24 protein-coding genes are annotated in these 22,662 nt (G+C 61.9%); 14 read left to right on the top strand and 10 right to left on the bottom strand.

What is annotated here, in order from left to right; genetic code table 11:
- The first annotated feature begins 23 nt into the window (after window positions 1-23).
- The 3 genes from GGD61_RS22260 to GGD61_RS22250 all read left to right on the top strand — a co-directional run bounded on the left by GGD61_RS22260 (window position 24) and on the right by GGD61_RS22250 (window position 1,460).
- A complete protein-coding gene (locus tag GGD61_RS22260) occupies window positions 24-470 on the top strand; it encodes a hypothetical protein (RefSeq protein ID WP_179736946.1) in 447 nt (148 codons plus the stop codon).
- A 109-nt stretch (window positions 471-579) separates the two neighbouring features.
- The gene (locus tag GGD61_RS22255) at window positions 580-861 is read left to right on the top strand and encodes a hypothetical protein (RefSeq protein WP_179736948.1); all 282 of its coding nucleotides are present in this window, start codon (window positions 580-582) and stop codon (window positions 859-861) included.
- A gap of 152 nt (window positions 862-1,013) precedes the next feature.
- Window positions 1,014-1,460: a CHRD domain-containing protein gene (locus GGD61_RS22250; protein ID WP_246785977.1), complete on the top strand. Its 447-nt coding sequence runs from the start codon at window positions 1,014-1,016 to the stop codon at window positions 1,458-1,460.
- A gap of 45 nt (window positions 1,461-1,505) precedes the next feature.
- On the opposite strand, the gene GGD61_RS22245 is transcribed toward GGD61_RS22250, so the two are convergent.
- From GGD61_RS22245 to GGD61_RS22235, 3 genes are all read right to left on the bottom strand, one after another.
- A complete protein-coding gene (locus tag GGD61_RS22245; RefSeq protein WP_018317055.1) occupies window positions 1,506-1,871 on the bottom strand; it encodes an antibiotic resistance protein VanZ in 366 nt (121 codons plus the stop codon).
- 139 nt (window positions 1,872-2,010) lie between these two features.
- Window positions 2,011-3,597, bottom strand: a complete 1,587-nt coding sequence (locus GGD61_RS22240; protein ID WP_183231143.1) for an EAL domain-containing protein — start codon at window positions 3,595-3,597, stop codon at window positions 2,011-2,013.
- A gap of 831 nt (window positions 3,598-4,428) precedes the next feature.
- Complete coding sequence (locus tag GGD61_RS22235; RefSeq protein ID WP_018317058.1) at window positions 4,429-4,602, bottom strand: hypothetical protein; 174 nt, start codon at window positions 4,600-4,602, stop codon at window positions 4,429-4,431.
- A gap of 1,312 nt (window positions 4,603-5,914) precedes the next feature.
- On the opposite strand from GGD61_RS22235, the gene GGD61_RS40565 reads away from it, so the two are divergent.
- Window positions 5,915-6,331: a hypothetical protein gene (locus GGD61_RS40565; RefSeq protein WP_026201779.1), complete on the top strand. Its 417-nt coding sequence runs from the start codon at window positions 5,915-5,917 to the stop codon at window positions 6,329-6,331.
- A gap of 187 nt (window positions 6,332-6,518) precedes the next feature.
- Complete coding sequence (locus GGD61_RS22225; RefSeq protein ID WP_244550789.1) at window positions 6,519-6,755, top strand: hypothetical protein; 237 nt, start codon at window positions 6,519-6,521, stop codon at window positions 6,753-6,755.
- A gap of 11 nt (window positions 6,756-6,766) precedes the next feature.
- Here the strand turns inward: GGD61_RS22225 and GGD61_RS22220 are convergent, their stop codons facing one another.
- On the bottom strand, window positions 6,767-7,939 hold the full coding sequence (locus GGD61_RS22220; protein ID WP_183231142.1) for a hypothetical protein: 1,173 nt from the start codon (window positions 7,937-7,939) through the stop codon (window positions 6,767-6,769).
- Between the two features lie 183 nt (window positions 7,940-8,122).
- Between GGD61_RS22220 and GGD61_RS22215 the strand changes: the two genes are divergently transcribed.
- Window positions 8,123-8,368: a hypothetical protein gene (locus GGD61_RS22215; RefSeq protein ID WP_018317063.1), complete on the top strand. Its 246-nt coding sequence runs from the start codon at window positions 8,123-8,125 to the stop codon at window positions 8,366-8,368.
- Window positions 8,369-8,794: 426 nt separating this feature from the next.
- Here GGD61_RS22215 and GGD61_RS22210 read toward each other — a convergent pair whose 3' ends face one another.
- On the bottom strand, window positions 8,795-9,172 hold the full coding sequence (locus GGD61_RS22210; protein ID WP_018317064.1) for an Ig-like domain-containing protein: 378 nt from the start codon (window positions 9,170-9,172) through the stop codon (window positions 8,795-8,797).
- Window positions 9,173-9,455: 283 nt separating this feature from the next.
- Between GGD61_RS22210 and GGD61_RS22205 the strand changes: the two genes are divergently transcribed.
- Window positions 9,456-9,860: a hypothetical protein gene (locus GGD61_RS22205; RefSeq protein ID WP_018317065.1), complete on the top strand. Its 405-nt coding sequence runs from the start codon at window positions 9,456-9,458 to the stop codon at window positions 9,858-9,860.
- Between the two features lie 3 nt (window positions 9,861-9,863).
- Here the strand turns inward: GGD61_RS22205 and GGD61_RS22200 are convergent, their stop codons facing one another.
- A complete protein-coding gene (locus GGD61_RS22200; protein WP_018317066.1) occupies window positions 9,864-10,526 on the bottom strand; it encodes a hypothetical protein in 663 nt (220 codons plus the stop codon).
- Window positions 10,527-10,588: 62 nt separating this feature from the next.
- Complete coding sequence (locus GGD61_RS22195) at window positions 10,589-11,326, bottom strand: metallophosphoesterase family protein (protein WP_018317067.1); 738 nt, start codon at window positions 11,324-11,326, stop codon at window positions 10,589-10,591.
- A gap of 193 nt (window positions 11,327-11,519) precedes the next feature.
- Here GGD61_RS22195 and GGD61_RS22190 point away from each other — a divergent pair, with 193 nt between their 5' ends.
- Window positions 11,520-12,146, top strand: a complete 627-nt coding sequence (locus GGD61_RS22190) for a transglutaminase-like cysteine peptidase (RefSeq protein ID WP_018317068.1) — start codon at window positions 11,520-11,522, stop codon at window positions 12,144-12,146.
- Between the two features lie 11 nt (window positions 12,147-12,157).
- Here GGD61_RS22190 and GGD61_RS22185 read toward each other — a convergent pair whose 3' ends face one another.
- The 3 genes from GGD61_RS22185 to GGD61_RS22175 all read right to left on the bottom strand — a co-directional run bounded on the left by GGD61_RS22185 (window position 12,158) and on the right by GGD61_RS22175 (window position 14,492).
- Window positions 12,158-13,339 (bottom strand): hypothetical protein, encoded by a 1,182-nt coding sequence (locus GGD61_RS22185; RefSeq protein WP_244550788.1) that lies wholly within the window; start codon window positions 13,337-13,339, stop codon window positions 12,158-12,160.
- 234 nt (window positions 13,340-13,573) lie between these two features.
- Window positions 13,574-13,849, bottom strand: a complete 276-nt coding sequence (locus tag GGD61_RS22180; RefSeq protein WP_018317070.1) for a hypothetical protein — start codon at window positions 13,847-13,849, stop codon at window positions 13,574-13,576.
- Window positions 13,850-13,925: 76 nt separating this feature from the next.
- The gene (locus tag GGD61_RS22175; protein WP_312012691.1) at window positions 13,926-14,492 is read right to left on the bottom strand and encodes a hypothetical protein; all 567 of its coding nucleotides are present in this window, start codon (window positions 14,490-14,492) and stop codon (window positions 13,926-13,928) included.
- 275 nt (window positions 14,493-14,767) lie between these two features.
- On the opposite strand from GGD61_RS22175, the gene GGD61_RS22170 reads away from it, so the two are divergent.
- From GGD61_RS22170 to GGD61_RS22145, 6 genes are all read left to right on the top strand, one after another.
- Entirely contained in the window at window positions 14,768-15,970 is a 1,203-nt protein-coding gene (locus GGD61_RS22170) for a polysaccharide biosynthesis/export family protein (RefSeq protein WP_092261666.1), read from the top strand.
- A gap of 9 nt (window positions 15,971-15,979) precedes the next feature.
- The gene (locus tag GGD61_RS22165; protein WP_244550787.1) at window positions 15,980-16,717 is read left to right on the top strand and encodes a hypothetical protein; all 738 of its coding nucleotides are present in this window, start codon (window positions 15,980-15,982) and stop codon (window positions 16,715-16,717) included.
- A gap of 32 nt (window positions 16,718-16,749) precedes the next feature.
- Window positions 16,750-18,240, top strand: a complete 1,491-nt coding sequence (locus GGD61_RS22160) for an O-antigen ligase (RefSeq protein WP_246785976.1) — start codon at window positions 16,750-16,752, stop codon at window positions 18,238-18,240.
- A gap of 149 nt (window positions 18,241-18,389) precedes the next feature.
- On the top strand, window positions 18,390-19,004 hold the full coding sequence (locus tag GGD61_RS22155) for a hypothetical protein (protein WP_095424373.1): 615 nt from the start codon (window positions 18,390-18,392) through the stop codon (window positions 19,002-19,004).
- A gap of 261 nt (window positions 19,005-19,265) precedes the next feature.
- The gene (locus GGD61_RS22150) at window positions 19,266-21,521 is read left to right on the top strand and encodes a polysaccharide biosynthesis tyrosine autokinase (protein ID WP_183231141.1); all 2,256 of its coding nucleotides are present in this window, start codon (window positions 19,266-19,268) and stop codon (window positions 21,519-21,521) included.
- A 96-nt stretch (window positions 21,522-21,617) separates the two neighbouring features.
- On the top strand, window positions 21,618-22,343 hold the full coding sequence (locus GGD61_RS22145) for a hypothetical protein (RefSeq protein ID WP_183231140.1): 726 nt from the start codon (window positions 21,618-21,620) through the stop codon (window positions 22,341-22,343).
- Window positions 22,344-22,662: the final 319 nt, after the last annotated feature.

Raw genomic sequence — 22,662 nt, 5'->3', positions numbered from 1 at the left:
TGAATTTTACGGCGGACATTTCCATGATGCGAGACGGCAAATACGCGGCCTGGTTCAGGACGCCGCGCGGCCAGGGCACGGGTATCGTGCATCTGGCGGACGGACGGATCTCCGGCAGCGACAGCTTCTTCACCTATGGCGGCTCCTATCAGTTCGATGACGATCAGCGCTTCACGGCCGTGCTGACCACGCGGCGCTATGCCGAGGGGCCGCCGACCGTGTTCGGTTTGGACGAGGTCGAGGTCAGCCTCGCCGGCGTGTGCAGCGGTGCGATGGCGACTTGCTCCGGAACGGCCAGGGAAGCGCCCGACGTGATGTTCGAGGTGACGCTGATCTACAGCCAGGAAGATGCGCCGGCTGTGGAGGCGCGAGGCGCCGTCGTGAAGCTCAATGACAAATTGCCCAAGGGCCTCGACAGCCGTTCGCGGCCGCGCCAATTTCCTGCGCCTTCCAGGCCTCCCGCATCTTAGTCTTGCGTTGACGCTATCGCAGCGAAGCGGGCTGCGACCCGCGCTGCGGCAACGATGCATTCAGGCGCGGAAAGCTAGGATGAGGCGGCAATAAAGGACGGACGAGACCATGCCTCAGATCTGGATGACATACGACGAACTGGCAACACTCAGCGGCTGTTCGCCGGCAGAAGCCAGAATGCGGGCCGTCCATCTGTCGCTCGACCGTCGCAAGAGCCGCGACGGCGCAACGCGCGTCAAGCTCGACCTGGCGCTGACGGCCAAGTTCTTCGCCTCAATCCGCGAAGCGGATTTCGATCTCGACGGCGCCATCGAGGCGCTGCAGAGCACGCACAGGCAGATGGCCGAACTCCTGGCCCCGACCGGGTTCCGCGAGCGCGGGGCAGCCTAGCTCGCTTGGCGTCAGGCCCCGCAGATCGTTCCACGTGCCACCGGTGGATCGCCGCCAGCTTTTCGCGAATCAGGCATAGACTCGTCTCCGGAATTTCGAGCCGGGGCCGGGGTTTCAACCGCATCGGGCCGTAGAGCCTGTAGGAGAATGCCATGAGGAAAGCCAAGTATCGGGTCGGCGTGACGCTGTTGGGAACGGTGATGTTCGGTGGGCTGCTGATCGTCACAACCGCGCCGTCACGTGCGGAGGTCGTCAAGCTGCAGGCCGACCTCAAGGGCAGCAATGAAGTGCCTCCGAACGGCTCGTCCGGTTCAGGCAAGGCGGAGGCCGCGTTCGACACCCAGACCAAAGTGCTGACCTATACGATTACGTTTGCCAATCTGACTGGTCCGGCGATGGGCGCACATTTTCATGGCCCCAGTGATGCGGGCAAGAACGCCGGCATCGCTTTGCCCTTCAAGACGGTCCAGAGTCCTATCCAGGGCAGCGCCACGCTCACGGATGCCCAGGCGGCGGATCTATTGGCCGGCAAATGGTACGCGAACATCCATACGGCCGCGAACCCAGGCGGCGAATTGCGCGGGCAGATGATGAAGTAGGGGGATGTCGCCGTGGCGCTGAAGAATGTGTCAGCGCCGTGGGCTTCAGGCTGGCGGCCGAGGCAAGAAGGCCAGGATCGTCTGGGCGAGGATGACACCGACGGTGCCTCCTGCCGCCTTTTGCAGCACGTCCAGGAAACCCGGATCACGATCGGGGGTCAGCGTTTGCAGGACTTCCAGCCCCATTGCGACTGCGATGACGAGCGAGCAGGCCAAAGCGAGCCGGCCGGGCAACAGGAAAGCGAGCAGGAAGCCCAACAGGCCATAGGCGCTGAAGCGCTCGATGACGACGATCCAGTAAGCCTCGTGATGCCCCATCAGCGCCGGCCGCCCCGCCAGCCTTGCCAGGGTGGCATAGGCGATGAGGGCGAGGCAGATTCCCGCGGCTGCGATGAGGTGATTTCGACGCATGGCCTACCATAACCGCTCGAGGGCCATTCCGCTTCGAAAGACGAGAACATCGTTAAAGCGCCTCGTCGCTCTTCGGGCGGCGCGGGCTGCCTAAAACCTGGCCGTTATCGCCGGCCGGGAGGCGGTCCGGCGAAGATGGTCAGGCCACCAGGACGTCGCCCGCCTGCGCTGCGGATGCGGAGTGGCGGCGTGAATCGACGAGCTCGCTGAATTTCGCAAAGGGCAGCGGTGCGGCGACGAGATAGCCCTGCCCTTCCTCGACGCCGGAGGCGATCAGGGCGCGGCGCTGCTCCTCGGTCTCGATTCCTTCGGCGACGACCGTCATGCGGAAGTCCTTGGCGAGCGCGACCAACATCTCGACGATCGTCGTGGTCGATGCATCCACGGTGATGGTGTCGACGAAGAACTTGTCGATCTTGATCGTGTTGGCGCCGAGTCCCTTCAGTCGCGACAGACCGCTGTGACCCACGCCGACGTCGTCGATTGCGACGCGGAAGCCGTGGTCGCGTAACTCGGCCACGACGGTCGCGGCGTGCGCGAGATCGTCGAGCTCGTCGCGTTCGGTGACCTCGACCACGATCTGGCGTGCGGAGATTCTCGCTGCCAGGACCGTGCGACGCAGCGTCTCGACGAAGCCGGCACTCAGCAGGTGTTTGGGCACGACATTCACGGACATCTTGAAGGTCTTGTCCGCCTTCAGCACGCCCTGCAGGTCGGCGAGCGCCGATTTCAGGATCTGCCAGGTCATCACCTGGATGCGCCCGCTGGATTCGGCCAGCGGAATGAAGTTCATCGGCGGTACCACCGAGCCGTCCCGACGAACCCAGCGCGCCAGAATCTCGCAGCCGGTGATCTGGCCCGTCCTGAGCTCGAAGATGGGTTGGTAGTACGGCTTGAATTCGCCGGCTGCGAGGCCGCGATCGAGATCGGCGACCGGCCCTTCCATCCGGCGGCTGCGTGCCAGCAGGATGCCGAACAGTGCGCCAAGCCCAAGAGCGACTGCGAGCGCCGGCCAATACGCCTCGCTGTTCCAGCTCGAAAGCACGGCGTGCTCGAGCCGGATCGTGGCGTGAAGCGGGAAGCGCGTGGAATGCCTGTCGAAGCTGATCGGCCCTGGCAGGGGCCTGTCGGCATCGAGCCGGAATTCGCCGAGCTTCTCGCCATTGCTCAAGGCGAGGATCACCTCGCTGTGCGCGCGCAGCTCGGCGGGCATGAGATCGAACAGGCCGGCGTTGATGCCGACGATGGCGACCAGCGCGGAACTGCGATTGACGTCCCTGAGCACGCCCAATGCGTCGCCGCCGAACTGCTCCACGCGGAACAGCGAGAGCCTCTTGTCGTGTGAGGGCAGCATGTCGCGCCGATCCGCCCATCCCTTGTCGAACTCGAGCGTCTCGGAATAGGCCGAGCAGATCACCGATCCGTCCGGGTTGACGAGACGGACGTCCTTGATCGCCGAGCGCTGGTAGACGTGGAGCCGGATGGCTTGCAACGCTGCCGGCGCGCAGCTAGCAAGATCACGCTTGGCGAGTTCGTCGAGGCTGGCCGCGGCGAAATCGACCGCAAATTCGGAGCGGCGCAGAACGACCTCGGTCAGCTCGTTCAGCTGGTGCGCCTGCTGGTGGCGAATGACGCCGTCTGCCGCAAAATGGCCCGCCAGCCCGAACGCCATCGTGCTCGCAACAACGAGCGCCGCAAACGAGAGGTTCGGCCGCTGTAATCTCATCCGGTCCAGGCGAAATTCAGGAGAGGCTTGGTGACTGATCTCGGAACTGATTTTGGGAATTGATTCTAGCCAGCGGGGGCTAAGATAGGGTTTAACGAGCGGACCGGTCCGGAAGGGCTACCCAGGGGTTGCCTGACTGATGGTCGTGCGGCCCGAGCATGGAAAGTTGAGCAGTATGATCAGGACGTTAAGCCTCCTCCTCCTGTCGTTCGTCGTCGGAAGCTCCGCGGCTTGGGCGCAGGGAACCAAAGACCAGCCATCGGGCACTCAGCCCACCTCCCGCAGCGGCACGGCCACGAATTCCGGTTCGGACAGCATGGGCGGAGCCTTCAAGGGGACGGGGACACCCAACTATGGAACGAGCCCTGGGATGGGGTCCCAGAAGAAGACGCGCAACTAGGTCAGGTCAGCTTGGTCGCGCTCATCGGGGGCGCGGGGAGACGGCCTCTGGATAAGCTCTGCCTAACCTGTCGGTGTGGGGCGCTGCGGGATCACGGGCGGCCCGCAGCCGAAGCACCACGAAGGCGATGTTGATCGCCAGCCAAACCAAAACCGCGGAAATGGCAAAGTGGAGCACTGCCAGACCTCGCTGTGAGATTCGAACTAACACCCGAACGTGGGTCTGGTTCCGTCCCGGCGAGGCAAAGCCATGATTACTTCGAAAGAATGTCTGTTTCGAAAGACTGTAGGCTGACGTCCGCATCTGCGGAGTCGTGACCTCTGAGCCTTTTGCAGTGACCTGCTGGCCCCGACAGTGAGGTCGGTCGTCATTCACCGCACGCGGGAGGTCGTGCTGCGGGGCTCAAGGCGAGCACCGTCGCCTTTCCGAGGCTAGCTCTTTTTGCCCGTCTTCGGCTTCAGCGAAAGACCAAGCCGCAAGGCCATGCGCTTGATCGCATCAGGCGAGCGTCCGAGAACTTTCGCGGCCTCTTCCAGCGAAGCCGAAGACTTGGCCAGCTCCATGAGCCGGCGGTCTTCTTTGAACGACCAGGGCTTGCGCGCCATAACCGAAATCATCCTCTTGTCGACACAACGACAAAGCCGCCAAGCGACCCATGTTCGCTCGACGGCTTTGCTTGGGTGGGGCCGGGCTTGGGGGAGCCCGGTGCGAGATGGATATGCGATCGGTGAGACTTCGCAACAAACAACGCGGATTAAGCTAACTGCTCAACCTTACTGCGATGAAATCGATGCGCGACGCTCCGTATAACCACGGTGTTTCGCTGGCGAATCCGATGCGCGCCCTCCCACGGCGGTCTCATCCGTGCCGGTCGACGTTTGAAGCACCAAGATGAACGAGGGTTCATGGTGTCGGCGTGGCGAGTTCTGGTAAAAAGAACTGGAGCCTCTTCTCCGCGCTCTGTGTCCTCGCGTGCCGACCAATCTTCGAGCATCACGTTGCACAAACTTCATCTTCGTCTGACAAAAGTTTCAGCGGTGACGAACTTGAAGTCGACACAACGAAAAGATGAAAATGAGCGCGGGAGGAGCGTTCCGGCAAACGTGGGAATATTCCAATGTTAGCTGCTTTGGTTTTGATTTCGATTTTCGCAGCGGGTTTTGGCTGCGGCTATGCCGTACGGGCGTGGCGCTCGCGGAAGCGATCGGCACGATATCGTCTCTATGCACCCTATACCCCCGCTTCGATGGAAGCCGGTCGCACCCAGCGGCCATCGTAACCGCGGGGCCGCGCGCGTGCTGACCCGGGTGAATGGTCGTCGTGGCGGAGTCGAAATAACCATGTGCGGTTAGGTTAATCTGCCGCCGTCCTTGAGCGCCCAGGCAAGGCAACCTAAGACGGATCAGTTCATTGCGAGTTCGGGCCCTCTATTTCCGGAGGGCGTGCGGGTAGGCGTAGATGACGTGGCTGATTGCGTTGCTGGGCGCGACGACTTGCGCTCTTATTTTGATTGCGTTTGTTTGTAGCTATGGCCGGCATCTGAGAGATCTTCCAGGTCCCTGGATCATGAGCGAGGGTCATTCAAATGATTGATCAACGGCAGAACGCGCCGCGCAGATATTTTGTTGACGCGCAAGGGCATCGTGTTCTGATAGGCCTTTCGCTGGAGGAGACGGCGGAATTCGAGGCGCTGGATCTTGCCTCGAAGGAGACGGTGCAAATCGTGGCCGAAACCCGCGCAGGCACGAGAGCGGCCGCGGTTGACGACGTTCGGTGGCTGGAGCTCTATTCCAAGCACGAAGGAGCCTGGCGGGCCGGATCGCACAAAGCCAGGCGGGGCGGACGCAGGATTTAGGCTTTGTTAACTATGCCTGACCGATGGTAGCGGCTTAGATCTCGAAAATGGGGATGGCCCACATGTTTCAGCTATTCCTGAGAGCACGCGCGCATAATCTTCTCGGCTCCCGGCGCGAGGACAAAGGTTTTAAGGCCCGCTCCGCGGAGCGTGATGCGGAGACCGATCGCACGCGGATCGGTGCCGTCCTGGCGGCGATCGAAACGGCATTGCAGGAAGCGGAGAGGGAGCAGGCCGGCCTCAACCGGCGTGTCGATGACGCAGTTGCGCGCGCATCCGTCACCTTCGGAAACGGTACCGACGAGTATCTCGAGCGAGAGGCGCTCGACAATCATCACCAGGATCTCTTTGCGGCTGATATCTCCAATGGCCAGCGCCGGCTCAAGGAATTGGCGAGCAGCATCGGGCACCTGAAGTTCGTCAAGACCGCAATGCTCACGCGTTTTCCGAATTTCAAGCCGCCGCAGCTCAACAGCTAGTATTGGAGCTCTTGCCGCGCGCTCGGCCATCCTTCGAGACGCCCAGGCCACACCGCGTGACAATTCAGCGCCGCTTTGCGGTTTGGCGCGTCGATCCTTTTTGCTATGGTCCCGGCAAGCATTCACGCTTCGAGGGAGCAGCAAGGTGCCGGTCAGGAATATGCGAAGGTTGGTTGGATTGGCATGCGTGTTGACGTTGGCTGCGCCGGCGACGGCGTCGGCCATCACCGCCGAAGTGGCGCGCGCATGCGAAGCGGCGGTGGCCAAGGCGTTTCCGCCCAGGCAAATCGGCAACCCGGCGGCGGGGAGCGCCAAGGGAACGGCCAAGGATCAGCGCGCATACTTCCAAAAATGCGTCGCGAACAACGGTAAGGTCGACGACGCGCCGGCGGAGGCGGCCAAGGACAGCAAGCCCAGTAAGTAGCGGCCGTCGATCTAACGCGGCGGCGGGCAGGGAGAATAGAACGCGCCGTTTGCCGCGTTGATACGTTCGACGCATTGGTTGGGATCGGTGATCGTCCCTGCCACGGTGAAATCGTAGCCGATGCCTTTGACGACGACAATGTAGCGGCCCGGCGACAGCGTGAAGCCGTCCTGTTCCGGTTGCAGCAACAGCATCCTCTGCTGATCCTCGACCGGCCCCACTTTGTAGGGGTAGGACATGCTGCGAATGACCCAGGAATCGCCCGCGTTGACTATGGCGGCCTTGCCGGAGGCATCGACGCCCATTGACCGGGACACCCTCGCGACGACTCGAACCTCGGTCACGCTTGCCTCAATGCTTCCGTCCGGTCTGAACACGATGAAGTTGACATCTCCGCTTGTCAGGGTCGTTGCACTCGGCGTGTTGATGGCCGCCGAGATCGCAACGCGGCGGTCTGGAATCTTTCCGGGGACCGGCTTCAGTTCCTGGAGCTGCCCCTCGTTCAGCGCGTAGACGCCGAAGGTCGTCGGCAAAGGCATGGAGGGATGTGCAGGTGGCGCCGGCTCCTTTGCGCTGTCGGGCGATCGTTCGACACTCACGCTCTCCGACGGGGGCGGGGCGGTGGCCGGCCGGGGCTCGGGGTTGCCCGGCGCGCGCTCGGATGGCAGCACCAATTGCGACAGTGCGGACACTTGGGTCCTCAAACGCGGCCAATAGATCACCGTGGTGCTGGCGCCGGCCATGAGCAGGAGAATGCCGGCCAGTCGAACCAGAAAGGTGAAGGCGCCGCTGCGTTTAGTTTGATCCGGCGATCGCGGCGAAACCACGGGACGGCGCGGTGCTCCCGCGTCCTTCGCAGCAGGCGGCGAAGCCGAAACCGGAGCGGGGGCCGGGATCGGCGGGGGTACAACATTTTGCGGTTCCGACGCATCACTGCGCTCGAAGGAACGCTCGACCTCCTTGATGGCACTTTCGAGGACCTGCTGAAGCTCCCGGGATTCCCGCGCCTCGGCGTGGGTGAATTGCTCCAGAAGCTTGACGCGCGCCAGCTCATAAACGATCTCCCGCATCTGCCGGGGATCGTCGGATACGGCGCGGATTCGGCTCGACAGGAGACGGATAAACCCGGCTTTGATCTGTTGCGTCGAAGGAGCGTTGGCCGCAATTTCACCGGAGTCGGTCATCAAGGCCGATCAAGTAGCCCGGTTAGGGCTATTTCGCTAGGTCTTTCCGCTTGAAACGTCTCCACCGAGGCAGCTTCCCCTGTCATTGCCGGGCCTGGCAAAGCCCCGCGGTGTTTCGAAGGTGCTTGCTTTTAGAGGAAAACCTGTGACATTTCGCCAAGCTCCTCATTCTGGTGTTCGGCCATGCGCGGCGTTCTAGCAGTCCTTTCGGTTTTGACGTTCCTGGCTTCGCCTGCCGTTGCACAAGGGATCAAGGATCAGGCCAACACCACGAGCTCCAGCATCATCACCACGCCGACGAAGAAGGCGCAAACCAATCAGACGGCCTCGCGGCCGACCGCCGTTCGGAACCTCTCGGGCAGGCTGCCTGCTGGAAAGTCGGCTCAAGGCGTCTGGCGCGATGGCAAGCTGGTTGCCGTTCCCCGCTGAGGCTGCGACCCAACGAAGCGTGAAGGAACGGTGATCGCCTCCCTGACGTTCATGCTTGGGAGATATCGTATGAAACGACCAGTTCTGATCGCCATTGCGTTGCTTGTGCCCGCCGCTGCCTGGGCCCAGGGCGTCAACGACCCTTCGACGCCCAACCGCAACGTGATCATTGTCAATCCGTCGCAGCCGTCGGGCAGCACGGCCACGCCGAATTACCCGAGCCGGATCCAGGCGCCCCTGACCCGCGGCGGGCGAGCTATACCCTATTACGGAAACAGAACCCGGGGCAGTGCCTCAAGTAGGCGGTAGGTGTGCCGCCGGCTGGCCTAAGAGAACATCGCGAACATCAGCCGTTCGGCCGCCGTGCCCGATTTTCGGTAAATAACGGAACGCTCCTGTCCCCTAAGAGAGCGGCGTCTCGGCGAGCTATTGAGGATTGACCTCGACCTCTAGGGTCGATGTCCCTGCACCGTGAAGCTTTTTACCCGAGATCAGAAGGGTGAATTTATCGGGACCTTGCTTGTCGGCTGCTGCCAGATAGCGGAAGCCGGACCCGACCACGGTCAATTGTCCCCTTGATGGTCCGCTCACGACCGATACCTTGAAGATCTGCATGTACGACCAACGCAGGCCCTGGATGCAGTCGGATCCAGGCTGGATGGTCAGCGTCCACGTCACTGTGTCTCCCGACAGTTCGAACGGCGTCCGTTCCTTGATGCAGAGCGGACTGGCGTGAGCCGCCATGACTAGCGCAGCGGAAGCTGCGATGCAGGCAGCTAGCAGCAACAAGGGTTTTTGAGGCATGCGACGGCAGCTCCACGCGCAATTCCCGAAGAGAATATCAGCGAGCTAACGAGGTCTTCGACTCCTCGGGCTCGCCAGGTGCTCGTCAACTTCGTGCCAGACGAGGTTGCAAGCTAAAGCGCAAAGCTTGCCTGCGAATTCGCTTTCTTGCAATTGGCAAAGGTATAGATTGATGAGCCGGGCATAAGGAGTTTCCGGCCAATGGTTGTCCTTATGCTCTGTCTTTGGAGTTATCAGCGTGCGAACCGCTCGACGTGACCATTCGCTAGATGACGGAAGGCGGTTGGGGACGCTGTCTCGAGCTGTCGTTTCCCTTGCCGCTGCCCTCGGCCTTGGTCTCGCCTACCCTTGCTTCTGTCTTGCTCAGGCCGATCCGGAGCCCTCGCTCAGCGACTATCTTCCACCAAGCGAGCCAGAAGTAACGCGCGACGAATGGCGGCAGCGGATCGAGGACGCTCGGCGCCGCGCCAAGGAAGCTTCGCGCGAGCGGCGGGAGCATCCCGAGCTCTACAAGCCGATTCCGGAAGATCCGGACCTTGTCGCGACCGAACGCCTTCTCCGCGACGATAGCCTGCAGCGAGGCGATATCGTCACGACCAAGAAGGGCATGTTCGTCTATCAGGGGCGATCCGACCAACCGCGTCGCGATCAGGACTTCGTGCCGGTCAACCCGAAATCGGTGCGCTGAAATTCAGTAACGCCGCAAGATCTCGTTGAATTTGGGATCGGTCACTTTCGTGGTGTCGAGCAGCAGCGCCTTGCCTTGCGGCGTTGCCTGCACATAGGCCGCGATCAGCAGCGGCTCGTAACGCGAGCGATTGGCAAGCGCCGAGCGGATGTCGGATTGCGCCAGCAGCTTGATCTCCTCGTCCGTTGCAGCCGCGCCCGAGGTCACGGTCCGGACGCGAGCCAAGGCGACGTCGATCGGCACCGATCCCGTCAAGTAGGACATCTTCACCGCAGGCGTTGCCGCTTCGCCGGCCTGGGCCTGCAGCGTGCCGAGCGTGTGCCAGAGCGCGGGCCTGATTGGTGAGACCTTCAAGGCAGCGACGACGGCGCTTTGGGCGGCCTTGTTCTCGCCGGTCCGTCCGGCCGCATCGGTTGAAGGACGGTGAAGAACGTCAGCCGCCATTGCCGCCGCGTAGTTCGCGAGCAGGTCGCCATCCAGCGAAATTGATGCCAAGACGCCGCCGGCCGCCAGCTTGGCCTTCTCGGGCGGAATCTCACCCGAGAACAAGTCGCTCGCGCGAAAGTTCGGCCGTACGAGATCGCCAAAGAACGTTATGCCGGCGTGAAGCAGCAGCACGAACGCAGTGCAGATGCCGATGACGCGAAGCAGGAACATGCGGTTCATGGTGAAATCGACGAGTCCTGTGAGGGCGAACCGAAGACGGGACCGATAGGACGGCCGGGCTCTTAAATTGCGAGCAGACTATCACCTTGGATGGTCAGCAGCGTCAAGTTTCCGGTCGCATAGGCGCCCGTGTCGATGTTGATGCGGTTCGGGCGAATATCGGGCGCGCTGACCGGCGTGTGACCGTGGACGATATATTTGCCGAAGCGCTCCTCCGACGCGAGGAATTCCTCGCGGATCCAGAGCAGGTCCTCATCCTTCTGGCGCTCGAGCGGCACGCCGGGCTTGACGCCGGCATGGACGAAGAAGAAGTCCCCGCAAGTAAAGGACGAGGGCAATTGCTGGAGGAAAGCCAAGTGCTCGGGCGGCAGCGCGCGCTGCAATCCTTCGATCAGCTCGACCTGCTGCTCCGCGGACGGATTCATGGTCGGCGTGATGCCGTAGGAGACCAGCGTCAGCAGGCCGCCATAGTGGCGCCACTCCTGCAGGCGGGCGGGGTCCTTGAGGACCTCGAGCAGGAAGATCTCGTGGTTGCCCTTGAGGCAAACCGTCTCGTGTGTTTTCGAGCGTTCGATCAACAGATCAAGCACGCCGCGCGAGTCCGGGCCGCGGTCGACATAGTCGCCGAGAAAGACCTGGATGGCCCGTTCGGGGGCCGAGCGGGCCAGATCGACGTCGATGACGGTTAACAGCGATTGAAGCAGATCGGCGCGGCCGTGCACGTCGCCGATGGCATAGACGCGAACGCCGTCGGGAAGCCGAGGCTTGGTCTTCTTTCGAAAGCGTGAGGAAAGGCCCATCAGGTCGGTCGAATCGCTTCCAGCGTCGCGAGCGGAACGTCGCGATGGCTCTTAGCAGAACAAGTCACACATCGGTATTCTTAATTGTTTCCGACCAGGGCCCCCGCATTTTGATTAAAGGATCGCGCGGCCTTTGAGCCGTATTTCAAGACATCTCGCGTAGCGTCTCCCCAACAAAAACGGGGAGCGCGACATGCGCAAAGTTGTAAAGTTCCTGACGGCCGTGGCCGCCATCGTCGTTGCTGCAGGGGTGCAGCAGCGCGCTGAAGCCGCATTCGTCGGTGCGCCCTTGGGGCTGCGCGGGGCCATCCAGTACATCAAGTTCGACCAGCCGACGCTGGCGCCAATGGCATTCACGCTGTTTTGCCTGAAGTACAAGGACGAGTGCAAGCCGCGGCCCCAGCACATCGTGTTCAGGGGCGGGCGCCTGAAGCTTACCGCGGAGCGGCTGGCGCAGATGCAAGAGGTCAACCAGCAGGTCAATACCGCCATCCGTCCCGAGGCCAATCTGGAAGGGCTGCGCGGCGAGAAGTGGCTGCTGCATCCGACCAGCGGCGACTGCAACGATTACGCTGTGACAAAACGCCACGAACTGATCGCCAAGGGCTTTCCGGCGCGCTCGGTGCTGCTCAGCGAGGTCGTGACCACCTGGGGCGAGCATCATCTCGTGGTTGTGGTGCGCACCTTCGCCGGCGATCTCGTGCTGGACAATCTCTCCGGCCACATTCTGCCGTGGTCGAAGAAGCCCTATCGCTGGGTCCGCATTCAGTCGCCCAAGAACCCGAACTACTGGGCCTCCCTCGGCGATCGCGCGGTCTGATCACCGGCGCTCTATCGTGATCCAGATTGGCTGATGCTCTGCGACAGCCCCAGTCCCACGATCACCGAAAGGCACAGGATGGCCGCCGGGCGCAGCAGCCCGGGCCCGGCCAAGCTCTGAATCAGCGCAAACAAAACACAGGCCGCGGCGGCCGCAGGGAAGAACGAGTCGCGTCCGCGCTGCAAGGCGCCGAAGAACAGGCGTACCAGAACGATCGAACTCACCGCCAGCGCGGCCGCCAGGCCAATCCATCCCATGCCCGCAAAGACCGCCGTCGCGGTCGACGGCGCCGTCAAAGCGGCTCCGACATCGCTCTGATAGATCCGGCCCACCGCAGCAAAGGTCCCGGCGCCCGCGCCGAACCAGCGCGTGTCGGTCAACATCCGCTCCAGCGCGGCCCGCGTTTCAGCCCCCATATCCGGGACGAGCCGCAAGAGGACCGGTCCGGTGCCTTTTTCGAACAGGAAGGACAGCACGATCGCCGCGCCGATCAAGGCGGCGGCCGACAAGGCGCCCGCTGCCAATGGCGATAGATCGAGCCTGCGAATGACGAGGATCAGCAGGATCAGCACAATGCCAAAGGCCGCGGCGATCGCGCTGTTCGTGCCCGACAGGCCGAACACCGCAAGCGCGCTTGCCAGCGCGCCCATGAGTCCGCAAAGACCGATCGCCACCGAGCGAAGCATCGAATGATGCGTCTCGGCCCGTTCGGCCGCGAACTGCATCACCGCCAGATTGAGCATGAGACCGAGGCCGGCCAAAGTCGTCGTGAAATCTGAGGGCGCGGCTCCAGCAAGCGCCGGCGACAGCCGATGCAGGTCCAGCATCAAGGCGGAGACCGCGGTTACGCCGCTCAGCACAAAGAGAACCAGCTCGGCCCGGCTGCGATTGCGGACCACCAGGATGGTGACGCCGAGCAACGAGATCGCCGCAAGCGCCAGCAGCAGCGCGCTGACGGTCAAGCCGATATCGGCCGTGATCGGTCCGAACGGCAGGCCACCTATGGCATCGCGCGTGCTGGCCCAGATCGGATGGGCAGCGCTTAGCGGAAGCGGGACGAGCTGAGCCGCGATGAACAGCGGAAGGGCGATCGGGATCCAGCGGCCCCAGGAGGTCGCGCGAACATAGTGGTCGTAATCGGCTTTTCGCGCGCTCGCGGTGGCCGCCAGCAGGCTAAGCGCGGCGGCCATCATCCCGAGCTGCGCACCGAACTTGGCGCCGGCGATTTCGAGAGTGGAAGCGGAGACGATGGAAACGATGAGGGCAAAATAAGCGAGGGACAAACGGCGCGCTCGAAGGGAATCCTGAAACGGTCAGGTCACCATACAAGCGGGCGGGTGGTTTTCAAACAGAGGCCTGCCTCGGTCCAACGTTTAAACCTCGGGCCGTTTGCGCGCGGGCTCGTCGCAGCGTTGATCGGCGCGCGATCAGCGGGTGGCCTTGATCGGACGGCCGAAGACGCGGGCGGCACGTGCGGCGGCAAGGCCAAATCGCGCGGCCGAGCCGAACAGATAGCCGCCCTGGAGGGCGATGGCCGCGAGTGCCACGCCTTTCAGGCTCTCGAGCACGGTGAGATCGAGCACCAAGCCGACCGGGATGGCGGCGAGCACCATGACGAAGGTCAACGGCAGCAGGACCAGGACGCGAAAGCGTTGGCCCAGCACGGCACCTACCAAAAAGCTGAAAATCAAAAACGCGGTCATCCGAAACACTCTCCGTGCTTCGGACCCTAGGTTCCCCACCCTAAAAAGACCCTTAATCTGTATGGCTAAATTTGGCCTATTGGCTGCAATTTGCCAGCAGCGAATGATAGGCCTCACGCAAGCCGTTCAGGGCCACCACGCCCTTGATCTCGCTGTCGCTTTCCCTGACCACCACCGACAGCGAGGCCGTTGACTGCCACTTGCCGGCGGCAAAGGCCGAGACCTCGTCGGGCAGCAGCACCGCGGCGCCTGCGGCCGCCATGCTGGCGTCAAAGGTCAGGGTGCCACCGCCGCTCGCGGCGATGGTGACCTTGGGGTGGCTCCGCGGCGGAAAGGGCCTGATCAGGGCCACCAGCACGTCAACCTTGCCCTTCGGCGCGCAGCGAACGATGAGGCCGGCAAAGTCCGGGTCGGATTGGGTGGTATCCGCGGTCTTCGTGATGGCCGCGAAGCTTTCGCCGTCCTTACCCCCTTGCGTGCGGCTGAACTTCCAGACGGAGGAGGGGGCGGGGTTGGCGGCTTCAACGATAGGCCTCCCGCGACACGTTGTGTTGTCCGGGCAGGGGCTCGTCCATTGCGAGGGGAGATCCACGCCGCCAAGGAGCGAACCTGCCAGCAGCGTGATCAAAAGGAGGCCAGACACGGGGAATCCTATCTTAATGGTTCCAGCCTTAGCAGAGGGCGGCGAGGTCAAGAAGCCTCACGCTCGACACACTGAGTCCTCGGCTTGGGCGGTTTGCGCGCCAACGGAGCACACGAAATACAACAAATAGTCACAAAGGGTTAAACCAAGCCCCAAAGAGTGGCCCGGGCGCCACAGTAGCCGACCGATCGCACCGTTAACCACCGGGAACACTTGTCGCACCACCCCCTAGGCCGTACCAATTTACGTCACTTGGGGAGCCTCGGGCGCGATTCATGTCATCTATTGCCAAGACCTATATGTTGAAGCCAGCGTTGCTGGCCGCCGCTTTGGCGCTCGGAGCGTGCTCGACCAATCCCGGCTCGGGACCGCTGACGGACGACGTCAACAACAAGATTCAGACTGAAAACGCTCCGGCCTACGAGCTGGTGCCACTCAATCCCGCGACGGTGAAGATCCTGCACACCCATGAGCCCAAAGGGCTCGCCGGCGTGTTCACTGATCGGCGGCCGCCGGCCAGCATCGTATTCGGCATCGGCGACGTCGTCAGCGTCACCATCTTCGAAGCCGCGGCAGGCGGTCTGTTCATCCCGGCGGAAGCCGGCGTCCGTCCGGGTAACTATGTGACGATCCCCGATCAGTCGGTCGACAATGACGGCTTCATCACCGTGCCCTATGCCGGCCAGATCAAGGCTGCGGGGCTTACGGCGGTCCAAATTCAGCGCGCGATCGTCGACAAGATCGGCAACCGTGCGATCGAGCCGCAGGCGGTCGTGGCGATGTCCTCGCAACGCACCCAGCTCATCAGCGTGCTCGGCGAGGTCAATTCGCCGGCGCGTTATCCCGCCAGCGCGGCGGGCGCCAAGGATCGCGTGCTCGATGCGATCACCCGCGCGGGCGGCATCAAGGGCCAGGGCTTCGAGACCTGGGTCATGCTGGAGCGTGGCGGACGGCGGGCCACCGTGCCGTTCGAAAATCTCGTGATGGCGCCCGAGAACAACGTCTATGTTCGCCCCGACGACAGCATCTACGTCTATCGCGAGCAGCAGAAGTTCCTGGCGTTCGGCGCCAGCGGCCAGAGCGGCGAGTTCAACTTCGATGCCTGGCGCATCAACCTCGGCGAAGCCATGGGCAAGGCCGGTGGTCTTCTCGATGGCCAAGCCGATCCGGCCGCCGTGTACATGTATCGCCGCGAGCCGCGCGAGGTTGCGGCCCAGCTCGGTATCGACGTGAGCAAGTACACTTCCGAGACCGTTCCGGTCATCTTCAACGTGAACCTCCGCGATCCCGGTGGCTTCTTCCTTACCACCAAGGTCATGATGAAGAACGGCGACGTGATCTACGTCTCGAACTCCCGCAACGTCGAAGTTACGAAATTCCTGCAGTTCCTGCGCGTGATCATGGCCACCGGCAGCGATGCCGTGAACCTCTCCAACGACGCCCTGATCTTCCGCAACAACGTCAAGCTGGCGCCGTAAGACACCAACTTGATCCAGCGAAACCGATGGCACCGGGGCTTTGTCCCGGTGCCATCTTCGTTTAGATCGAAGCGGTTCTGCTGCGGCTACGAGTTCGGGAAAGATCAAGGCGCCACTGGGCAGCGCGCCGGTCATCGGGCACCCCGCACTGTTGCAAGGGGCTTCATGCGCTTACGGACACTTTGCCGTCTTTTGGCTCTCGTCCCCGTCGGCTTCGGGCTTGCACCGCTCGGGCAGGCTCTCGGCGCTGCTGCAGAGCTAGGCGTTCGCCACCGCATCGACGTGATGGTCTCCGCGGAGCCCGACGCTCCTGTCTTGTCACGCCTCAAGGGCGCCAAGGGCGAGCTGTCGTTCACAGTCCGGCTTTCGGCGAACTCCAAGGAGAGCAAGTTCTTCGGAATGCTGCGCCCGTCCTTCCCGGATATCGTTGTCCCCGATGGTGCGGGAAAGCCGCTGGTCCAGCAGACCAAGCTATGGGAGGAGGAGGTCTGTCATCAGCGCCGCGGCCTGCCCAAAGTCACGGTGACGCAACTCGGCGGGCATTTCGGCGAGGGGGAGGGGCGGATCGAGATTTCGGCTATCAACCGGCACATCGGCGTCCTGGTCCCGCCCGACGAATTAACCCCTGGAATAAAACTCGATCCGGGCAGTGATAGCTTTGGAGTATTCTTGGCGTTCCGGGCGCAGACCCGGAACAGCCGCCTCAATGTGGATCTGAAGATCTATCCGATCGATTGCTTCCTCTAAGCCTAAAGCAAAGCTCGCCTTAAGAAAGCACGATGCGCCTTTGGCCTCCCAATATGAGCTGGTTCAGGATTCGTTGGTCATGGAGCCTGCCCGCGACCTTCATCCTGCTCTTTGTGGTAGCCGGCGCGCCGTTTCCGTTCGGCTCGACCAATGATCTGTCGATCGCATTCTGGTGCCTGTGCCTCGGGGTAGCGGTGATCTTCGCGCCGACGCGCGATCTGCGTCGGCCGCATCTTTGGCTGCTCGCCGGCCTCGGGGTGATCGTTGCGGCCTACGCGTTCGTGCTGCATGAGCAGCTCTCCGACCATCCCTGGATTGCGCCATTCCAGCCGATCTGGAAGCAGGCCTCGGATCTGCTGGGCGTGCCGGTCGCTCCTTCGGCTTCCATCGTGAAGAACGAGGCGTTCTTTGCGCTCGGCGCGCCGCTCGCCAACATCCTCGCCATCGTTCTCGGCATCACCGTCGGAGCGAACCGCGACCGCGCCCGCCGCCTACTGTGGGTGATCGCGATCTCCGGTGCGGTATACGCCCTCTACGGCGTGCTCTCGTTCCTGATCGAGCCCACCATGATTCTGTGGCGGGACAAGACGGCCTATCTCGGCAGCGTCACCGGCACCTTCATCAACCGCAACACGGCGGCGGCCTATTTCGGCTCCTGCGCGGTGATCTGGACGCTGCTGATCCTGGAGGATGTCCGCCGCCGGCTCCCTGAGCGGCACATCGAGTGGCGACGTCTGTCGCTCGACTTGCGCACGATCCCGCCAAAAGAGATCCTGCCGCAGCTTGGCTGCCTGCTGATCTGCCTGATGGCGATGTTCATGACGACCTCGCGCGCCGGCGTCGGCCTGTCGCTGCTCGCGATGATCGTCGCGTTCACGCTCTTTCTCAGGAAGGATCTGCCGCCGCGCACCGGCGTCTGGATCTCGCTCGGCTCGGGCCTTGCGGTTGCGTTGGGGCTGCTTCAACTGCTCGGTAGCCGCGTCTCCAGCCGGTTCGACAGCCAGGGCTTGGTCGACGAAGGCCGCATCGAGGCCTGGAAATCGACGCTGCGGATCATCGGCGACAACCCCTGGTTCGGCACCGGCATGGGCACCTTCCAATGGGCCTTTCCGCCGTATCGAAGTCCTAACATCTCGATTCGCGGGGTCTGGGATGCCGCGCATTCGACGCCGCTGGAGCTTGTCTCCGAGGTAGGCATTCCCATGGCTCTGCTGGTGGCGCTCGCCTGGGCCATCATGCTGCTCGTGCTGGCGAAGGGCGTGTTCAGGCGCCGTCGCGATGCCATCATCCCGCTGGCGGCGGCTGCGACCGCTACGCTCTCGCTGCTGCACTCATGTCTGGACTTCACACTCCAGGTGCCGGGTTACAGCATTCCATTCTTTGCGCTTTTTGGCGCGGGCCTTTCGCAATCCTTCCGCAGCAAGGAGGGCCGGCTGGCAGCGGAAGCCAACTTCATTAGCCGGCGAAGCGAGGGCCGTCCGATAACTGCTGACGCAGCCTCGCTCGATGCCCAGGTTCATTAAAGTGTCTAGATTTGAAGCAGTTGCACCGTTTACGAAGTATTTAGAATAAATGGACAGCCCTTTTCTCTTCGGATAGGTTCCTGTACTGCATGGCCATTTGCCCGGGCGAGGAAGCAAATCGGGGCAGCTGATTTTTTGGAGGTTGATTTATGAGCGTTATCAGGATTGCGCTTCGCGTGGCTGCCGCCGCGGCCCTCGCCGCGACGATTTCGTCGGCCGCCAGTGCCGCCATTTACCCGCCGCAGCGCCAGCTGCCGGCCACCGTCATTTCCGACTTCAAGGCATCCCCCACTAGCCTGTTGCAGCAATATGCGACCGGCGGCCCGCAGCTTATCTCGCGCGTACGGGACCTCGGCGCCTCCGATCCGACTACGTTGCCGGGCCTGATCGCACTGCTGAAGGACCCCGCGACCACCAAGGATCAGATGCGCGCGATCGTTGGAGGCCTCGCACTGGTCGCCCGTATGGCGGCGCAGCAGGACCAGGCCTATGGCAACGAGATTCAGGCCGCTATCGCCGGCACTGGTAATCCCGACGTAATCGCTGCCTATCAGGCCGCGACCGGCGACGTTGCGATAGCTGCGACCGGCGGCGCGGGCGGCGGCGGCACCGGCGCCGGCGGCCCAACCGGCACTAGCGGCTTGGCCAGCGGTGGCAACGGCGGGGGCGGCACGACGTTCGGCAGTAACACGACCGCTAACAACGCACCCAACCCCGGCAATGGCGGCGTCGGCAGCTCCACGAACAGTGTGAGCCCGCGCTGACCGGTCTGGTTCGCGGCCGGCCCTTTGAGAATTGACGGCAGCGGCGCCATTGGGCGCCGCTTTGCTTTTGCGCTGTTAAGGTTCACGGCAGATGCTGCGTCGGTCGCGCTTCGCGCGATATCAACCACGTTCAACTGCAAGCGACAATGTGATAGTCTCTACTTGTTGGCTTTAGGATCTGGTTCGTTCCGCCCCCTCCGGGGTAGTTGGCAGACTTTCCGGCCCTTGAGAACCATCGATTTTTCTTCAGGAATTTGCTTGATGCTGCAGGTAAATAGGCCGGGCTCGGAGATCAACCGCGATTTCGCTGAGTTGAGCAGGTACTCTTCCCACACGCTGACCTCATATCTCGACATTGTTCGCCGTCAATTTCCGACGATGCTTGCGATCGTGTCGGCCTGCGTGATCCTGGCGCTGCTTTATCTCTTCACCGCCGCGCCGTTGTTCACCTCAAGCGCCTCGATGGTGATTGACACCCGCAAGGTCCAGCTCTTTCAGCAGCAGTCGGTGCTAGGCGACGTGGCCATCGACTCGGCTACGGTGGAAACCCAGGTCGAAATCCTGAAATCCGAAAACATCAGCCTGAGTGTGATCCGGGATCTTCATCTCACGGAGGATCCCGAATTCGCGGGCAGCGGTGCGGGCCTGCTCGGCGTTATCCTCGGCTCGGTGACCAGCCTGTTCTCCTCGGGCCTCGCCCCTTCTGAGTTCGAGCTCACGCGTAAAGCCCTTCAGCGTTTCGAGAGCAACCGATACATCAAGCGCATCGGTGTTACCTATGTGATGGAAATCGGCTTCACCTCGCGCGATCCGCAAAAGGCCGCTCGAATTACGAATGCGATCGCGGACGCGTACATTGTCGACCAGCTCGAGGCTAAGTATCAAGCGACTCGCCGCGCAAGCGTCTGGCTACAGGACCGCATCAAGGAGTTGCGCACACAAGCCTCAGCCGCGCAGAGGGCGGTGGTGGACTTCAAGACTGCGAACAATATCGTCGACACCGGCGGGCGGCTGATGAATGAACAGCAACTCGCGGAGGTCAATAGCCAGCTGGTGCTGGCGCATGCCTCCACTGCTGAGGCCAAGGCCCGGCTTGACCGCATCAACGACATCCTCAAGCAGGAGATCCCGGACGCCAACGTCGCCGATGCACTGAAGAACGACACCATCGTCAAGCTGCGCGGGCAATATGTCGACATGGCCTCCAAAGAGTCGATCTGGTCAATGAAGTACGGCTCCGAGCACCTTGCCGCGGTCAACCTGCGTCGGCAGATGGCCGAGATCAAGAAGAATGTCATCGACGAGCTGAAGCGCATCCAGGAATCGTACAAGAGCGATTACGACATCGCGATGACCCGCGAAGAGGCGATCAAGTCCAGCCTCGCCAATGTCGTGTCGGAGTCGCAGCTTACCAACCAAGCACAGGTGCAACTCCGCGAACTCGAGAGCAGCGCGCAGAGCTACCAGGCGATGTATGATAATTTCCTCCAGCGTTACATGGAGAGCGTACAACAGCAGTCGTTTCCGATCACCGAGGCCCGTGTGATTAGTGCGGCGACTACACCGCTGGTCAAGAGCGCTCCAAAGACACTGGTCATTCTCGCGGCAAGCTTGCTTGCCGGCTTGATGCTGAGCTTCGGGGTCGCCGTGGCTCGCGAGTACGCTGACAGCGTGTTCCGTACGACCGCGCAAGTCGAGGAGCAGCTGGGAGCCAACTGCGTGGCGATCGTTCCGGCGCTCGGCAGTGCCGTGTCGACGCCAGTATTAGGCGGCAAGCTCAGCCGGAGGAATAGCAATCCGCAGCCGGACTTCCTGCGCTTTGTCGTCGACAATCCTTTATCACGCTTCTCGGAGGCGGTGCGATCGCTGAAAGTTGCCATAGACTTAAACTCCATCGTGCGCGACAACCGCGTGCTGGCGGTGACCTCGACCCTGCCTAACGAGGGCAAGAGCACCCTTTCGACCAACCTTGCGCAGCTCATTGCCCATGGTGGAGCGAGGGTGATTCTGATCGATGCAGATCTGCGCAACCCCTCGCTGTCCCGCGCCTTGATCCCGGACGCGCAGGCCGGTCTAGTCGACGTGGTTGCGAACAAGGCTCGACTCGAGGATGTCGTCGCCGTCGATCCTCAAACCCAGCTCGCGATCTTACCCGCCGGCGCAACTTCGAGGCTCCTGCATACCAACGAGATTCTAGCCTCCAAGCCGATGCGCGATCTCGTCGCGGCGCTGCGTACGAAGTATGATTACGTGGTACTCGACATGCCGCCGATGGCGCCCGTGGTGGACGTGCGTGTCACTACCCACTTCGTCGATTCGTACATATTCGTCGTGGAGTGGGGTAAGACCAAGATCGACGTCGTACGGCACAATTTGCGTGGAGCGCCGGAGATCCAGGACAAGCTTTTGGGCGTAGTGCTGAACAAGGCCGATACCAAGCTCCTATCACGCTATGAGTCCTATCATGGGCGCTATTACTATCAAAAATATTATGCCCGTTATGGGTATGTGGAATAACGAGCCCGGTGCGGTCGTGCTGCTCTGGTCTAAGGGCTGCGTTATTGCCTCGATAGACGTCGTGCGAGAATGCCTTTTTTTGCGTGTCTGAGGTCCTTGCTGTTGTTGTTGGGTATTATTGGGGTCATCTGGCCCCTCGAAGCGCTGCCCGCGTTTTGGGCGGCGGTACCAGCCAAGGAGCCAATAGCGCGCATACTTGCTGGTGACCGCTTCAAGCCGGGTGCGGTGAATGGGATGGGGGCCATGCTGCAAGCTCAAGCTAGGCCAACGATCGCGCGCAATGATGTCGCACGCGCGGAAGCACTGATCCGGCTGCGGATTGCTGAAGAAGCAACAGGGCGAATGAGCGCGGAGGAGGCCGACCACGAAGCAGCCATGGCAGATACAAAGATTAGGTCTTCACTCGAGTTCAACCCAGCCGATTCCTTTCTTTGGCTGATGCTGTACTCCATGGATACCGCTCATCGCGGTTTTGATGAGAAGACCCTTGAATATCTCTCCCAATCTTACGCCACTGGTCCCATCGAGGGTTGGATCGCGCTTCGACGAAACGCGCTGGCTCTCGCCACCTTTTCGAATTTGACCGGGACCACGCAACAAAGAGTGGTCTCGGAGTTTACTGGCATGGTGGATAGCGAATTTACGGATGCCGCCGCACTGAACCTGATGGGCGTGGGTTGGATGCAAAGGGAGCGCCTGCTAGCCAGCATTGCAATTGTAAACGTCGTTCCACGCGAGTCTTTTGCAAGACGGTTAGCCAAAGAGGGACTGAAGGTCCGTGTTCCGGGGGTTGAAATCGATGAGAGGACATGGCGTCAATGACGATGGACATATCATGGATGGCGGCTGCAGTCGGTCTGCTGCTGTCGTTTCCGTCTGTTGGGTATGCGCAAACGCCCTCACACAATCCGCCGAGATTGACTTTTCAAGGACCTGCTGAGCAATCAGGATCGACAGTAATACGGGATGCGCTTGGTAGACCCTGTTTGGATGTTGAAGCAGCGGCGAGGGCGCATGTAACCCAACCCAGTGTCTTTGATCACGTCGTCAGTATTAAAAACAACTGCCCTCGGCTGGTGAAGGTGACTGTATGCTACGCGAGTTCTGACAGATGTATGGACACAACCCTTGCCAGCTATGC

Origin of the sequence: Bradyrhizobium sp. SBR1B (assembly GCF_014198205.1) — a bacterium.
In the GTDB taxonomy this organism is placed as follows: Bacteria; Pseudomonadota; Alphaproteobacteria; order Rhizobiales; family Xanthobacteraceae; genus Bradyrhizobium.
The sequence above is the reverse complement of the archived record's forward strand: the minus strand, read 5'-3'. Positions and strand labels throughout refer to the sequence as shown.

Bases quoted from the DNA above. Each gene is read 5' to 3' on its own strand.
- GGD61_RS22260 (WP_179736946.1), top strand. From the start codon at position 24: ATGATGCGAGACGGCAAATACGCGGCCTGGTTCAGGACGCCGCGCGGC.
- GGD61_RS22255 (WP_179736948.1), top strand. From the start codon at position 580: ATGCCTCAGATCTGGATGACATACGACGAACTGGCAACACTCAGCGGC.
- GGD61_RS22250 (WP_246785977.1), top strand. From the start codon at position 1,014: ATGAGGAAAGCCAAGTATCGGGTCGGCGTGACGCTGTTGGGAACGGTG.
- GGD61_RS22245 (WP_018317055.1), bottom strand. From the start codon at position 1,871: ATGCGTCGAAATCACCTCATCGCAGCCGCGGGAATCTGCCTCGCCCTC.
- GGD61_RS22240 (WP_183231143.1), bottom strand. From the start codon at position 3,597: ATGAGATTACAGCGGCCGAACCTCTCGTTTGCGGCGCTCGTTGTTGCG.
- GGD61_RS22235 (WP_018317058.1), bottom strand. From the start codon at position 4,602: ATGGCGCGCAAGCCCTGGTCGTTCAAAGAAGACCGCCGGCTCATGGAG.
- GGD61_RS40565 (WP_026201779.1), top strand. From the start codon at position 5,915: ATGTTTCAGCTATTCCTGAGAGCACGCGCGCATAATCTTCTCGGCTCC.
- GGD61_RS22220 (WP_183231142.1), bottom strand. From the start codon at position 7,939: ATGACCGACTCCGGTGAAATTGCGGCCAACGCTCCTTCGACGCAACAG.
- GGD61_RS22215 (WP_018317063.1), top strand. From the start codon at position 8,123: ATGCGCGGCGTTCTAGCAGTCCTTTCGGTTTTGACGTTCCTGGCTTCG.
- GGD61_RS22210 (WP_018317064.1), bottom strand. From the start codon at position 9,172: ATGCCTCAAAAACCCTTGTTGCTGCTAGCTGCCTGCATCGCAGCTTCC.
- GGD61_RS22200 (WP_018317066.1), bottom strand. From the start codon at position 10,526: ATGAACCGCATGTTCCTGCTTCGCGTCATCGGCATCTGCACTGCGTTC.
- GGD61_RS22195 (WP_018317067.1), bottom strand. From the start codon at position 11,326: ATGGGCCTTTCCTCACGCTTTCGAAAGAAGACCAAGCCTCGGCTTCCC.
- GGD61_RS22190 (WP_018317068.1), top strand. From the start codon at position 11,520: ATGCGCAAAGTTGTAAAGTTCCTGACGGCCGTGGCCGCCATCGTCGTT.
- GGD61_RS22185 (WP_244550788.1), bottom strand. From the start codon at position 13,339: ATGATGGCCGCCGCGCTTAGCCTGCTGGCGGCCACCGCGAGCGCGCGA.
- GGD61_RS22180 (WP_018317070.1), bottom strand. From the start codon at position 13,849: ATGACCGCGTTTTTGATTTTCAGCTTTTTGGTAGGTGCCGTGCTGGGC.
- GGD61_RS22170 (WP_092261666.1), top strand. From the start codon at position 14,768: ATGTCATCTATTGCCAAGACCTATATGTTGAAGCCAGCGTTGCTGGCC.
- GGD61_RS22160 (WP_246785976.1), top strand. From the start codon at position 16,750: ATGCGCCTTTGGCCTCCCAATATGAGCTGGTTCAGGATTCGTTGGTCA.
- GGD61_RS22155 (WP_095424373.1), top strand. From the start codon at position 18,390: ATGAGCGTTATCAGGATTGCGCTTCGCGTGGCTGCCGCCGCGGCCCTC.
- GGD61_RS22150 (WP_183231141.1), top strand. From the start codon at position 19,266: ATGCTGCAGGTAAATAGGCCGGGCTCGGAGATCAACCGCGATTTCGCT.